The organism is Serratia sp. BW106 (assembly GCF_002607755.1).
Lineage (GTDB): Bacteria > Pseudomonadota > Gammaproteobacteria > Enterobacterales > Enterobacteriaceae > Serratia > Serratia proteamaculans.
In genome coordinates this window covers 1-13,109 of record NZ_MCGS01000030.1, presented here as the reverse complement: position 1 = coordinate 13,109, position 13,109 = coordinate 1, and the positions used below count along the sequence as shown (strand labels likewise).

Sequence of the window (13,109 nt, the reverse complement as noted above, 5' to 3'; positions counted from 1 at the left end):
TTAGGGTGTGCAGCATCAAAGTAGTGCCTGCCGCCACAACGGCAGGTAGCCGCGTTTTTATTGAGGTCACGATGGCAATTCAGGGTATTGAAGGGGTGTTGCAACAGTTGCAAGCCACGGCGATTCAGGCAGGGCAGATCGGACAAGGCGCTGGTGCGCCAGGCGTCAGTTTTGCCAGCGAACTGAAAGCGGCGATCGGCAAGATCAGCGATACCCAGCAGACCGCACGCAAGCAGGCGCAGGATTTTGAGGTCGGCGTCCCCGGCATCAGCCTGAATGATGTGATGGTCGATCTGCAAAAATCATCAATCTCGCTGCAGATGGGTGTGCAGGTGCGTAATAAGCTGGTTTCCGCTTACCAGGAAGTCATGAATATGGCGGTGTGATAAAGCTGGCCTCAGAGGTGAGGCCATGACGGGTTTCAGGAGAGCAGTTCAACCAGTTGATGACGGGCCGCTGCCAGGCCGCTATCCCGGCCATGCGGTTTCATATCCAGGCCTTCGGCATAGACGAATTGCACCTTGCGAATGCCCATCAAACCCAAAACAGACCTCAGGTAGGGCGTGACTGCATCGGTTTCGTGACCGACATGTACCCCACCGCGAGAACTGATCACCAGGGCTTGCACAGCTTCCACCAGACCGACTGGATAAGTCGCGGTATAGTTGAATGTCACCCGCGCACGCGCCACCAAATCAAACCAGTTCTTCAAATGGGTCGGCACGTTGTGGTTGTACATCGGCGCACCTATGACAACCAGATCGCTGGCTTTGAGTTCGGCGATTAATTGGTCAGAAAGCGCCACTCCCTCTTTGAGCCGTTGGCTTGAGATTTCACCGCCGCGCAACGCGCTGAACAGCTCTGCGTCCAGCACCGGCAGGTTGAGCTCAACCAAATCACGTACCACGATATTGTCCTTCATTCCTCTGACGCTACGCTCGTTCAGGAAGTTGTCGATCAGCATATTGGTGTGGGATTGGTCACCCTTGAAGCTGGATTTGAGTACCAGAATATTGCTCATAATATTTTCCTGATTGGGGTCTGAGTTAAATCCCCTGGCATTACCTTTGCCGCTGGGGTATTCGAGATAACGCATGTTAGCATTGCTGAATATTCACCAGTGGTGATAGTGTTTCACATCATTGATGCCTAAATGGACGCAATAAGGTGAGAGCTGAACTGAGTGGGATCCCGGTATTTGTCGCCGTGGCAGAGGCCGGTAGCTTTGCCAATGCCGCAGAAAAACTGCATCTGACGCGGTCCGCTATCAGTAAAATCATTTCCCGGCTGGAAGAACGGCTTGGAGTGATGCTGTTTCTGCGTACCACGCGCAGCCAGAGCCTGACGGATGAAGGGGTGTTGTTCTACGAGCACTGCCGACAGGCATTAGCCACCATCAACAGCGCGGAAACCCTGCTGGAGAGCGGCAAGGTGCAGGCCAGTGGCCGACTGCGGGTGTCGATGCCGGTACTGTTCGGCCATCTGTGCATTGCGCCAGTGCTGACGGAGCTGGCGCAGCAGCATCCGCAACTGACATTGGAACTGTCATTTAGCGACCGCAGAGTCGATTTGATTGATGAGGGTTTCGATCTGGCCATTCGTATTGGTGCCTTGCCAGACAGTAATAGTCTGGTTGGCCGGCAGTTAGGCCAGCACGGCATGACATTCTGTGCGTCCCCGGCCTACTTGCGGCGCTGTGGTGAGCCGCAAACACTATCAGAGCTCGGCCAGCATCAGGCGGTGGGGTATTTACACGCCGGTACGCTGCAGCAATGGCAGCTCAAAGACGCCGGTGGCAGCCTGCAGGAAATAAAACCGCAGGCAAGAATAATGATGGACGATATGCAGGCCATTACGGATGCTGCCGTGAGTGGCGCCGGTGTGGTTTGGTTGCCTTATTGGCTGGCCCGCGAACACCTTGCCGAAGGCCGTTTGGTAGCAGTGATGCGCGACTACGATAGCGTAGATTTCCCGGTTAACGCAGTCTGGCCCCATGCGGCGTACCAGCCGCTAAAAGTGCGGCTGGCGGTTGATCAATTGCTGGCACAACTACCCGCCAGATTGGCGCTGATTGCGCCTTAATTTATGGTGGTTGGGGTTTTATCAGTGCGGTTTTGACCACTGACCTGGCACATTGGATGTATTACCCTTAGCGAATTGTACCAATCGCCAGAGCAAGCGGGCAGAAACCTCGCTTCAACTCACATTGCCGTACGGGTTACGGGGTTATAATTGTCGGGATATAGGATGTGTTAATTACCGGACAAGATGATGAGTAGCAAAAGTGAAAGCAGATGGCGGCTATTGAGTATTTTAATTTTGGTGGTGCTGGTCGTACTCATAGGCGTTTTAATTAAACAAAGTTAAAAAAACGGGCCACAGGTTGTGGCCTTGCTGATTTATTTTCCCGCCAGTATCCGCATGGCGTCTTCTTCGTACGTCAGGCCCAGCAGCCAGATACCAAGCAGCAAGACGGCCAGGGAAAACAGCAGTTTTTCGTTGAGCATGGCTTATCCCTCCTGATGGCGTTAACGCTCGCCGATGCTATCTCACCCCGCGGTTTTCCGCTAACCCGACCTGCATAAACCACGATTCCATTGTTCAATGATTTAACTTACGCCCGTGGTCATCAGTCCCGCGCTTCCATCAAGCTGAAATGGTCGGGACGAATGGTGCTGGGTTCCATGGCTCGTTGATGCCCGCGAATGGCGGTGGGGGCAAAGCCGAAGCGTTTGCGAAAGCGTTCGGCGAACCGCGAAGAGCTTTCGTAACCGACGTGCTGGGCGATGGCGGATATTGGCCAGTCAGTGGACTGTAACAATGTCAGTGCACTGTTCATGCGCACGTCGATCATCAGATTACGCAATGAGGTATTTTCCGCCGACAGCTTGCGACGTAACATGACCTCGCTCATCGACAAGGTGTCCGCGACCTCGGCTGCCGTCCAGATGTTGTGTGGATCGGTTGCCAGACAACGTCGCACCCGTTGGGTTAAATTTCTAACCTCGTTATGCACGAAGTTGATATTGAACTGCTTCAACCACAGCAAGATTTCCAGCATTTTGTGGCGAATAATGACAGTAGGGAAACGGTGTTTAAGCGCCAGCGCCAGGCTGGTGGTTTCAAAACTGTGCATGAGGGCGCAGGGCAGGTTGCGTAGTGCCAATACCGGGTCGAAGGCCGTAGGGGCCAGGGTTTCCGCCTGGGTCGGTTGTGCCGCGAACAGTAACGGATCGCAGGTCAGCAACTGGCAACTGAATACCCCTTCCTCTGAGGGCTCGTTAATAATATCCACGGTTTGCCCTCCGTCGATAATCAACAACTCTCCGGTCTGAGCCACGACTTCACGCTGTTGCCAACGTACACGTTTGTGGCCTTGCTGTACCAAATACAGATGGGGTTGTTCAAAATAGACTGAAGGGAATAATAATTCAGTATGCTGAATGATGTGCGCCGAGGCACCAATTCCAGGACAAAGATTAATTGTACGTTCCATCGATATTCATTTCGCAGCCATTATCTGAGAATATCTTTACGCTTTGATTGGCGTTGGAGCAACATTTTTCCATGCGTTGTGAAACACAACGACGTGTTTTATCTATCAAAAATCAATTTCCTGCTGAACAGAAAACGTCCGTGTCGGCGTAATATTTATCCGTCTCGTAGGGGCGTTGCATGCTGCGCCCGTGTTAGTCGGGGCAATATATTCGCCCTACGGGCCCAGAGTGATCAATATGTTGAATGTATATAATTCAAATGCCATGGATTAATATCCTGACTTAACCGGAGAATAATAGTGCATGCTGCTATTTATTCCGCCATTACCATTATTGTTAAGGGTTTATCTGATTTGCGGCTCTCCCAACAGCAGGGCGCGGTCGTGAAACTGGCCATAGGTGTTGTTAACCACGTTCTGTCGCGTTGACTGGCCGATCAATTCTTTCAATTGGTCCATGCGTTGTTGCAGCAGACGTTTGAGCTCGGTTTCATTGTCCAGGATCTGTTGCAGCTTATTGCGCAACAACTCCTGCAGCGCCATGGACGGGCCGGCCTGACCGGTGAAGGCGGCGGTACTTTCCACCGCCGTCACGTAAGCCAGCTCCAATTCGATCAGATCCTCCCATCTTTCGGTTTGCGCCAGGGCGATCATCTGGCTGCTCAGACTATATATTTGTTGATACGCGGCTAGCAGTTGCTGTTGACGTTCCATTATACGGCGTCCTGAGAGGGGTGATAATTGGGGCCAATCTGGCGCCAGGCATCGGCAATATTTTCCAGCAGTTTGACCACTTCGTCGATCGCCGCTTCGTCATTATGCAGGTTGGCCTGCATCAGGCGGCGCTTCATATAGTCATACAGCGCCGCCAGATTATCGGCCATTTCGCCGCCCTGCTGGGGATCGAGACCGCTTTTCAGGCCGTTATCGATAATATTGATGGCCTTTGACAGTGCCAGCCCCTTGCCGGCGATATCCCCCTGTTTCATCAGAATGCGTGCGCGTAACAGGGCGCTAAGCGCCCCGTCGAAAAGCATCACGATTAACTGATGCGGGCTGGCGCTCATTACGCCGCTTTCCAGACTGACCTGGGCGTAGGCTTGAGTTCCGCTTCGGTTATACATGCGATTTATTACCTGGTTAAAAAGTTCTATTTGAACTGTTGGGTTAAATAATTACCTGTACTGCCCAACTTTGACATCATGGTATCCAGTTGAACGAATTGTTGTTTATAGCGATCTATGGTGTTTTGAATGCTGGCCGTCACCGTGGTGATTTTACTGTTGAGGCGATCGAGGCTGGTATTAATGCTTTTGGTCGAGTTCTCAATGATGCCGCCGGCCTTGATGTAGTTCTGGATCTCGTTATGGATCTCAGTGGCCATGCCGGTGTCTTTGCCGTTGCCAGAGAAGAAGTTGGTGACCTGGTCTGGTTTCTCTTCAATGGCTTTGTTCAGCTTGGTGCTGTCGATCTCCAGCTTGTTGGTTTTGGTGTTGGTGGTGATACCCAGATTGCCGAGACCCTTCAGTTCTGGGTTGTCTTGTGCGGCGCTGAGTGCGCTTTTGATCGACGACTGAATGCCACGCAGGGTGTTATCGCCCAACAGCGCGCCATTTTTGGCATTCTGCGCTTCACCGGTCTTGACCGGAGTAAATTTGCTTAGCGAGTTAAAGGTGTCCAGCAGCGAGTTATAGTTGTCGACCCACTCTTTGATCTTATCGGCGGTGCCGGTTTTATCGGTACTGATCACCAGGTTTTGTGGTGCATCAGTTTTGGTGGTGGTTTTCAGGTCGATAGTGACGCCCTGTAACGCATCGGCAATCGAGTTGGTGCTGCGTTTAATTGGCGTGCCGTTAACCTCGATCTCGGCATCCTGACCGGCCACGGTTTGCTTCATCGCACCGCTTTTGGCCTTGTAGTCATAGTTGAGGATAGCCCCCAGCTTATCGTCATTATTGACCTGCACCGAGACGGTATTTTTCGCCCCGGTGGTAGTGGAACTGATCGCCAGTTGATAGTCGTTGTCGCCTACGCGCATGATGCTGGCGTTGACGCCGGCCTTGGCGTTGTTAATCGCATCGCGCATTTCCACCAATGAGGTTTGGTCGTCGCTCAGTGGGATCTTCACGTCTTTTTGTGGATCGCCAGCGGTAATGGTGATTGAACGGTCGCTGCTGCCTGGCGTGCCCAACGTTTCTGTCTGATTGGCAATAGGGGTTTGGGTGGTCAGCGTTTGCGGCTGAGCCAGCGCGATCACCTTAACGATGTAGTTACCTGCCACCGCCTTGTCGGTCGTGGTGATAGCGAACTGATCGTGTTTGCTGGCGGTGGTATTGTTGAAGAACGCCGGTTTCGCCAGCTCTTTGCTCAGGTTATCGAACTTTTCCAGTGAGCCTTTCAGGGTGCCGTAGGCGGTCAGTTGGGCGTTATAACTGGTTTGCTGGGTGGTGTACGGCGTCAGACGCTGCTGTTCCGCTTTGCTTAGCTTGTCCAGCAAGCCGTTGAGGTCGAGTCCTGAGCCGATGCCTAATGAACTGATCGATGCCATTGGTAATTCTCCTTAATCATGACTTTATTCGCTTTACGCGTTTATCGGCCCAGCGGAGAAAAAGTTTACCGAAAAATTAAAAAAGTGATGACGCAATAGAAGAGGGAAAAACCGCGTTATTTCTGCCATTGCGGTGAAAAGAAAAAAAAACAAAAAATTTCTAAAGGTTGCAGGGGGAGGGCCGATACCTGATGGGACGGTGGTTGACGCCGTGGGCAAAGCAGCCCGAACCTTTTAACCACATTGCGAAGATCGCAACTGATTCGTAAGGAAAGTATACAATGGCACAAGTAATTAATACCAACAGCCTGTCGCTGATGGCGCAGAACAACCTGAACAAATCTCAGTCTTCTTTGGGTACTGCGATCGAGCGTCTGTCTTCTGGTCTGCGTATCAACAGCGCCAAGGACGATGCCGCGGGTCAGGCCATCTCTAACCGCTTCACCGCTAACATCAAGGGCCTGACTCAGGCTTCTCGTAACGCTAACGACGGTATCTCTCTGGCGCAGACCACTGAAGGCGCACTGAACGAAGTTAACGACAACTTGCAAAACATCCGTCGTCTGACCGTACAGTCTCAGAACGGTTCTAACTCTTCCAGCGACCTGCAGTCCATCCAGGACGAAATCAGCGAGCGCATGTCAGAAATTAACCGTATCTCTGAACAAACCGATTTCAACGGCGTGAAAGTACTGAGCGGCGACCAGAAACTGACCATCCAGGTGGGCGCTAACGACAACGAAACCATCCAGATTGATCTGAAAAACATCAATTCTAAAACTCTGGGCCTGGATAAGTTCAGTGTGGCAGACGGTGTTGATACAGCTAAAGTCGGCGCAGCGGTTACTACCATTGCGACAGGCAAAGACCTGACCATCACTAACACGACCAATAAGCAGGCTAACGGTGCTGCACCGGCCAGCTATCTCAAAGATAATACTACTGGCGACGTTTATGCAGTAGGCACCGACGGTAAAAACTACAAGGCCACCGTTGACAAAACCTCTGGTGACATCACTGCGATCGCGGGGACTGAAACCACCGGTTTGACCGACACCGCTGCTACCACCACCGTTAAAGAAGAAGTTACTGCAACCGGCGACACTACTGGTTTGAAATCTTATGACGGCGGCAAATCTTACCTGATTCAGGAAGGTACTGGCGCAGCGGCTAAATACTTCAAAGCCACTGCAGATAGCGCAGGTAAAGTCACCAAAGGCGCAGAGATGAGCTCTGAACCTAAAACTGCCGACCCACTGGCAACTCTGGACAAAGCATTGTCACAGGTTGACGGTCTGCGTTCTTCTCTGGGTGCGGTACAGAACCGTTTCGATTCTGTTATCAACAACCTGAACAGCACTGTGAACAACCTGTCTGCTTCCCAGTCCCGTATTCAGGATGCTGACTACGCGACCGAAGTGTCCAACATGAGCCGTGCCAACATCCTGCAACAGGCTGGCACCTCTGTTCTGGCACAGGCTAACCAGTCTACTCAGAACGTGTTGTCCCTGCTGCGTTAATCGACTCTCCCCGATTAACCTGTCGCAAAAAGAACCCCGCTTCGGCGGGGTTTTTTTTATGGTCGCGCGCTGTGCAGGTATTGCATGGCGCAAATAAGGCCTGTTTTGTACGACTGTTCAGCCGATTGGCATTTTGCCCCCTACGGATAATAGCGCTGACTCTCTTATCCGCAGGTTTTAGACATAGTGAGCGATTTGTATACCGCCGAAGGCGTGATGGACAAAAATTCTCTTTGGTTGCGCTACGTTCCGTTAGTGCGCCACGAGGCGTTGCGCCTGCAGGTCAGGTTACCCGCCAGCGTGGAGCTTGACGATCTGCTGCAGGCCGGGGGGATAGGGCTGTTGAACGCCGTCGAGCGTTACGACGCCCTGCAGGGAACTGCCTTTACCACCTATGCGGTGCAACGCATCCGTGGCGCCATGCTCGATGAGCTGCGCAGCCGCGACTGGGTGCCACGCAGTGTGCGTCGCCATGCGCGTGAAGTGGCACAGGCGATGCGCCAGTTGGAACAACAGCTAGGCCGCCCGGCCAGCGAAGTGGAAGTGGCGCAGACGCTAAACCTGTCACTGGATGAGTACCGTCAAATTCTGTTGGACACCAATAACAGCCATCTTTTCTCCTACGACGAATGGCGGGAAGAGCATGGTGAAAGCGCGGAGCCACTGCTGGAAGGGCACGAAGAGGCCAATCCGTTACATCATCTGCTGGAGGGCAACCTGCGCCAACGGGTGATCGACGCCATCGAGGCATTGCCGGAACGCGAAAAAATGGTGCTGACGCTGTATTACCAGGAAGAGTTGAATCTGAAAGAGATCGGCGCCGTGCTGGACGTGGGGGAATCGCGTGTCAGCCAACTGCATAGTCAGGCGATCAAACGCCTGCGCGCCCGTCTGGCGAACGAGAATTGATATGTATTCAACCCTGAGCCTTCAACCCGATCACCCTTGCGATAACCGGACTGCCTAATGCCAGCAATACTGTTGAAAAAGCGGCCGCTGAGCCGTTATTTGAAAGATTACAAACACAGCCAGACTCATTGTTCCCAGTGCGGCAAGATATTGGATCGCATGGCGCTGGTGTTTCGTGGCAAGATCATCAACAAAGACGCCATTGCGCGTATGGACCAGCCGATCGACGATCACGTCTGGCTGAATGTACAGAATGAGCTGACCGCGCTGTGCCGCTTTTGCAGTGAAATTTCCTGCAACAGCCATCCGAGCTATTTCGACATTATGGCCTTCAAGCAGTATCTGTTTGAACAAACCGAAATGAGCCACAGCACCATCCGCGAATATGTGGTGCGCCTGCGCCGGCTGGATGAAATGCTGGTGGAGCGCAACTATCCTGCCGACAAGTTCGCCAGTAATGCCAGCCATCAACGCATCATTGAAGAGTTGCCTTCTGCGGCGCACAACAATTACCGCATTGCCCTGCGTAAATACGACCAGTATCTCGCCTGGCAAAAAAGCTACTGATCCGCTCTCCCCGGCGCGCCAGCCGGGGTTTTCGTCTTCCCCCCATCACTAATAAAGAGTGATTATTAGGTTCACATCTGCTAAATCTATCGTTTAGCTGTTGATACCTTATTCCCTGGGGGAAGTTGTGAATCTGCAACAAAAATTGGCGCAGTTCCCGCGCCTCGATTTAGTCGGCTCTGCCACACCGCTCGAAAAACTGTCTCGCCTCTCAGACTACCTTAGCCGTGAAATTTACATCAAACGTGACGACGTCACGCCGATGGCGATGGGCGGTAATAAACTGAGAAAGCTGGAGTTTCTGGCTGCCGAAGCCCTGCGTCAGGGGGCCGATACGCTGGTCACTGCCGGGGCTATCCAATCCAATCACGTGCGCCAAACGGCGGCGGTGGCGGCCAAACTGGGCCTGCACTGCGTAGCATTGCTGGAAAACCCAATCGACACCCAGGAAGAGAATTACCTGACCAACGGCAACCGCCTGCTGCTTGGGTTGTTCAACGCGCAGGTGGAGATGTGCGAAGCGCTGCATGACCCACAGCAGCAGTTGGCCGATTTGGCGACGCGCCTGGAGGCACAGGGTTTCCGCCCTTATGTGGTGCCGGTCGGCGGCTCTAACGCATTGGGTGCGTTGGGTTATATACAGTGTGCGCTGGAAATTGCCGAACAGAGTCGCCTCAGCAATGTCGCGTTCAGCTCCGTGGTGGTGGCGTCCGGCAGTGCAGGAACCCATGCCGGGCTGGCGGTCGGTCTGCAGCAACTGTTGCCAGAAACTGAGCTGATCGGTGTGACCGTTTCACGCAAAGTCATCGACCAACTGCCCAAGGTGGAACTGATCCAAAAAGCGCTGGCCTGTTCGTTGGGCATCGATGAACTGGCGCCCATCACCCTGTGGGATGATTACTTTGCACCACAGTACGGCATGCCGAATGAAGAAGGGCTGGCGGCCATACAGCTGCTGGCGCAACAGGAAGGGGTGTTGCTGGATCCGGTGTATAGCGGCAAGGCGATGGCGGGTTTGATCGACGGTATAGCCCAACAGCGTTTCCGTGATGACGGCCCGATTTTGTTTATCCATACCGGCGGTGCGCCGGCGCTCTTCGCCTACCATCCGCAGGTGTGAGCCGAGTTTGTTATTCCATTTTGAACTATATTTATAAGGTTATATTCCTTCAAGCAGGCGGTCACACTGTTAAAGTGCTGATATCAAAAAAGATAAACAACAGATGGGGTGTTTATGATGTTTTCTAAAGTTCGTCGTCAACTGCTGCTGGGTGTGATGGGCGTTGCGCTGACGGCGGGGTTGAGCACTCAAACCTATGCCGCCGATAACCTGCTGGAGCAGGTGAAGCATCACGGTACTCTGGTTGTTGGGCTGGAAGGCACTTACCCGCCGTTCAGCTTCCAGGGTGAAGACGGCAAGCTGACGGGTTTTGAAGTGGACTTCGCCAACGCGCTGGCGCAGCATCTTGGCGTGAAAGCCAAACTGAACCCGACCAAGTGGGACGGCATGTTGGCCTCGCTGGATTCAAAACGCATCGACGTGGTGATCAACCAGGTGACCATTTCCCCGGAGCGTCAGAAGAAATATGATTTCTCCACGCCTTACACCGTCTCCGGTATTCAGGCGCTGGTGAAGAAGGGCAATGAAGGCACCATCACCAAGCCGGAAGATCTGAAAGGCAAGAAAGTCGGCGTCGGCCTGGGCACCAACTACGAACAGTGGCTGCGTGACAATGTGCAGGGCGTTGACGTGCGCACCTATGATGATGACCCGACCAAATACCAGGATCTGCGCGTAGGCCGTATCAATGCCATTCTGGTTGACCGTTTGGCGGCGTTGGATCTGGTGAAGAAAACCGGCGATACGCTGGCGGTAGCCGGCCCGGCGTTCTCTCGTCAGGAGTCTGGCGTAGCGGTGCGTAAAAACAACCCGGAACTGCTGGCTGCGATCAACCAGGCGATTGCCGAAATGCAAAAAGACGGCTCGCTGGCGAAGATCTCTGACAAATGGTTTGGCGCGGACGTAACTAAATAATGCACGAAAGTATCCAACTGGCGCTGGATTCAGCGCCATTTTTATTGAGGGGCGCGATACTCACTCTCCAGCTCAGTCTGGGGGGCATGGCGCTCGGTTTATTGCTCGGTTTTCTGCTGGCGCTGATGCGCCTTTCGCCGTTATGGCCACTGTCGTGGTTGTCGCGCTTCTACGTGTCGTTGTTCCGTGGCACGCCGCTGATTGCCCAGCTGTTCATGATTTACTACGGTTTGCCGCAGTTCGGTATCGAGTTTGATCCCTTCCCGGCGGCGCTGATTGGCCTGTCGCTGAATACGGCAGCCTATACCTCGGAAACCCTGCGTGCGGCGATTTCGTCGATCGAAAAAGGACAGTGGGAAGCCGCGGCCAGCATCGGCATGACTCGTTGGCAGACGCTGCGTCGGGTGATCCTGCCGCAGGCAGCGCGTACTGCATTACCTCCGTTGGGCAACAGCTTTATCGGCCTGGTGAAAGACACCTCGCTGGCGGCGACCATTCAGGTACCGGAGCTGTTCCGTCAGGCACAGTTGATTACCTCGCGTACGCTGGAAGTGTTCACCATGTATCTGGCGGCCTCGCTGATTTACTGGGTGATGGCGACTTTGCTTTCTGCGCTGCAAAATCGTCTGGAAGCGCACGTCAACCGCCAGGATCAGGAGTAACGCATGAGTGCCATTGAAGTGAAACAGCTGACCAAGCAGTTCAAAGGTCAAACGGTGCTGCATGGGATCGACCTGGAGGTCAGTGCGGGTGAAGTGGTGGCGATTATCGGGCCCAGCGGCTCGGGTAAAACCACCTTGCTGCGCTGTATCAACCTGCTGGAGGTGCCGGATTCCGGTACGATCCGCGTTGGTGATATTCAGATCGACAGTTCCAAACCGCTGAGCAAACAGAAAAATCAGGTGCGTGCGTTGCGCCAGCAAGTGGGCTTTGTGTTCCAGAGCTTCAATCTGTTCCCGCACCGTTCGGTGCTGGAGAATATTATTGAAGGGCCGGTCATCGTTAAAGGCGAGTCGAAAGCCAGTGCAGAGCAGCGTGCGCGGACATTGTTGGCGAAGGTAGGGTTGAACGGCAAAGAGTCGGCCTACCCACGTCGTCTTTCCGGTGGGCAACAGCAGCGGGTGGCGATAGCCCGCGCACTGGCGATGCAACCGGAAGTGATCCTGTTCGATGAACCGACTTCTGCACTCGATCCAGAACTGGTGGGCGAAGTGCTCAACACCATCCGTTCGCTGGCGGAAGAAAAGCGCACCATGGTGATCGTGACACACGAAATGAGCTTTGCCCGTGACGTGGCCGACCGCGCCATTTTCATGGATCACGGCCGTATCGTTGAGCAGGGTCCGGCGAAAGAGCTGTTCGCCAATCCTCAACACCAGCGCACCCAGCAATTCCTCGATAAATTTCTGAATCAGTAACCTGTAGAGGCCGAACATGTTCGGCCTTTAAATTAATAATCCTCGGCTTTATCTGTCCCTCATTGTGCAGGATTATTCGCAATGTATTCCCGTGTTAACGCCAATTCTCTTTCATTTCGGATGACTCTTTCCCAGTAACCACGCTGCCATGTAGGGTGTTGCAATTGGCGTGTCACTGCCGCTTTGTAACTGCGAATAATTATTGGAATGGCCACCCCTTTTCCTTCGCGAATATGCAGCAGCGCATGTATATGGTTCGGCATCAAGACAAAATGGTCTAACTGAACGTGGGTAAAATGCTGAGAGATTTCCAACCAGCATTGTTTTGCGATGATCCCATGGGCGTTCAGCAGCATGATCGAATCGTCTATTTTACCGAAAAGACACTGTCGCTGATGCGTGCAAATCGTCACAAAATAGATACCGATAGAGGCATAGTTATAATGGCGCAAGCGAAGGGTTTTTCGCGATTGGAAATGTGTCATTTATCCTCCTGAATTTCGGATACTTAATCAGAATTTGGCTGGATAAAACATATCTGAGGAGCGGTTATGCGAGGTGTTTTGCAGGAAACCGCTGTCATGTGCAGGGCGCAGCAATGAACTGAACCCCAAAT

15 protein-coding genes are annotated in these 13,109 nt (G+C 53.2%); 9 read left to right on the top strand and 6 right to left on the bottom strand.

Features of this window, described 5'->3' with window-relative positions; genetic code table 11:
- Positions 1-71: 71 nt before the first annotated feature.
- Complete coding sequence (gene fliE / locus BEI65_RS18915; RefSeq protein ID WP_099064628.1) at positions 72-386, top strand: flagellar hook-basal body complex protein FliE; 315 nt, start codon at positions 72-74, stop codon at positions 384-386.
- Positions 387-421: 35 nt separating this feature from the next.
- Here fliE and BEI65_RS18910 read toward each other — a convergent pair whose 3' ends face one another.
- The gene (locus BEI65_RS18910) at positions 422-1,021 is read right to left on the bottom strand and encodes an NAD(P)H-dependent oxidoreductase (RefSeq protein ID WP_099064627.1); all 600 of its coding nucleotides are present in this window, start codon (positions 1,019-1,021) and stop codon (positions 422-424) included.
- Between the two features lie 146 nt (positions 1,022-1,167).
- On the opposite strand from BEI65_RS18910, the gene BEI65_RS18905 reads away from it, so the two are divergent.
- The gene (locus tag BEI65_RS18905; RefSeq protein ID WP_099064626.1) at positions 1,168-2,082 is read left to right on the top strand and encodes a LysR family transcriptional regulator; all 915 of its coding nucleotides are present in this window, start codon (positions 1,168-1,170) and stop codon (positions 2,080-2,082) included.
- A 547-nt stretch (positions 2,083-2,629) separates the two neighbouring features.
- Here BEI65_RS18905 and BEI65_RS18900 read toward each other — a convergent pair.
- The 4 genes from BEI65_RS18900 to fliD form a co-directional block, all read right to left on the bottom strand.
- Positions 2,630-3,496, bottom strand: a complete 867-nt coding sequence (locus tag BEI65_RS18900) for an AraC family transcriptional regulator (protein WP_099064625.1) — start codon at positions 3,494-3,496, stop codon at positions 2,630-2,632.
- Between the two features lie 345 nt (positions 3,497-3,841).
- Positions 3,842-4,210 (bottom strand): flagella biosynthesis regulatory protein FliT, encoded by a 369-nt coding sequence (fliT, locus tag BEI65_RS18895; protein WP_099064624.1) that lies wholly within the window; start codon positions 4,208-4,210, stop codon positions 3,842-3,844.
- Positions 4,210-4,620 carry a flagellar export chaperone FliS gene (gene fliS / locus BEI65_RS18890; protein ID WP_085117266.1) on the bottom strand — a complete coding sequence of 137 codons (411 nt, stop codon included), beginning with the start codon at positions 4,618-4,620 and terminating at the stop codon, positions 4,210-4,212. The genes fliT and fliS overlap by 1 nt, the downstream gene beginning before the upstream one ends.
- Before the next feature lie 26 nt (positions 4,621-4,646).
- A complete protein-coding gene (gene fliD / locus BEI65_RS18885) occupies positions 4,647-6,044 on the bottom strand; it encodes a flagellar filament capping protein FliD (protein WP_099064623.1) in 1,398 nt (465 codons plus the stop codon).
- Positions 6,045-6,325: 281 nt separating this feature from the next.
- Here fliD and BEI65_RS18875 point away from each other — a divergent pair, with 281 nt between their 5' ends.
- The 7 genes from BEI65_RS18875 to tcyN all read left to right on the top strand — a co-directional run bounded on the left by BEI65_RS18875 (position 6,326) and on the right by tcyN (position 12,493).
- Positions 6,326-7,564, top strand: coding sequence for a FliC/FljB family flagellin (locus tag BEI65_RS18875; RefSeq protein ID WP_099064622.1), 1,239 nt, complete (start codon positions 6,326-6,328; stop codon positions 7,562-7,564).
- 186 nt (positions 7,565-7,750) lie between these two features.
- Positions 7,751-8,473, top strand: a complete 723-nt coding sequence (locus tag BEI65_RS18870; RefSeq protein WP_099064621.1) for an RNA polymerase sigma factor FliA — start codon at positions 7,751-7,753, stop codon at positions 8,471-8,473.
- A 57-nt stretch (positions 8,474-8,530) separates the two neighbouring features.
- Entirely contained in the window at positions 8,531-9,040 is a 510-nt protein-coding gene (gene fliZ, locus BEI65_RS18865) for a flagella biosynthesis regulatory protein FliZ (RefSeq protein ID WP_099064620.1), read from the top strand.
- 127 nt (positions 9,041-9,167) lie between these two features.
- A complete protein-coding gene (locus BEI65_RS18860) occupies positions 9,168-10,160 on the top strand; it encodes a D-cysteine desulfhydrase (protein WP_099064619.1) in 993 nt (330 codons plus the stop codon).
- Between the two features lie 114 nt (positions 10,161-10,274).
- Positions 10,275-11,075, top strand: a complete 801-nt coding sequence (gene tcyJ, locus BEI65_RS18855) for a cystine ABC transporter substrate-binding protein (protein ID WP_099064618.1) — start codon at positions 10,275-10,277, stop codon at positions 11,073-11,075.
- Positions 11,075-11,737 carry a cystine ABC transporter permease gene (gene tcyL / locus BEI65_RS18850; protein ID WP_037419074.1) on the top strand — a complete coding sequence of 221 codons (663 nt, stop codon included), beginning with the start codon at positions 11,075-11,077 and terminating at the stop codon, positions 11,735-11,737. The genes tcyJ and tcyL overlap by 1 nt, the downstream gene beginning before the upstream one ends.
- Positions 11,738-11,740: 3 nt before the next feature.
- Positions 11,741-12,493, top strand: coding sequence for an L-cystine ABC transporter ATP-binding protein TcyN (gene tcyN / locus BEI65_RS18845; RefSeq protein WP_099064617.1), 753 nt, complete (start codon positions 11,741-11,743; stop codon positions 12,491-12,493).
- A gap of 59 nt (positions 12,494-12,552) precedes the next feature.
- On the opposite strand, the gene BEI65_RS18840 is transcribed toward tcyN, so the two are convergent.
- Positions 12,553-12,978: a transposase gene (locus BEI65_RS18840; RefSeq protein ID WP_099064616.1), complete on the bottom strand. Its 426-nt coding sequence runs from the start codon at positions 12,976-12,978 to the stop codon at positions 12,553-12,555.
- Positions 12,979-13,109 lie beyond the last annotated feature (131 nt).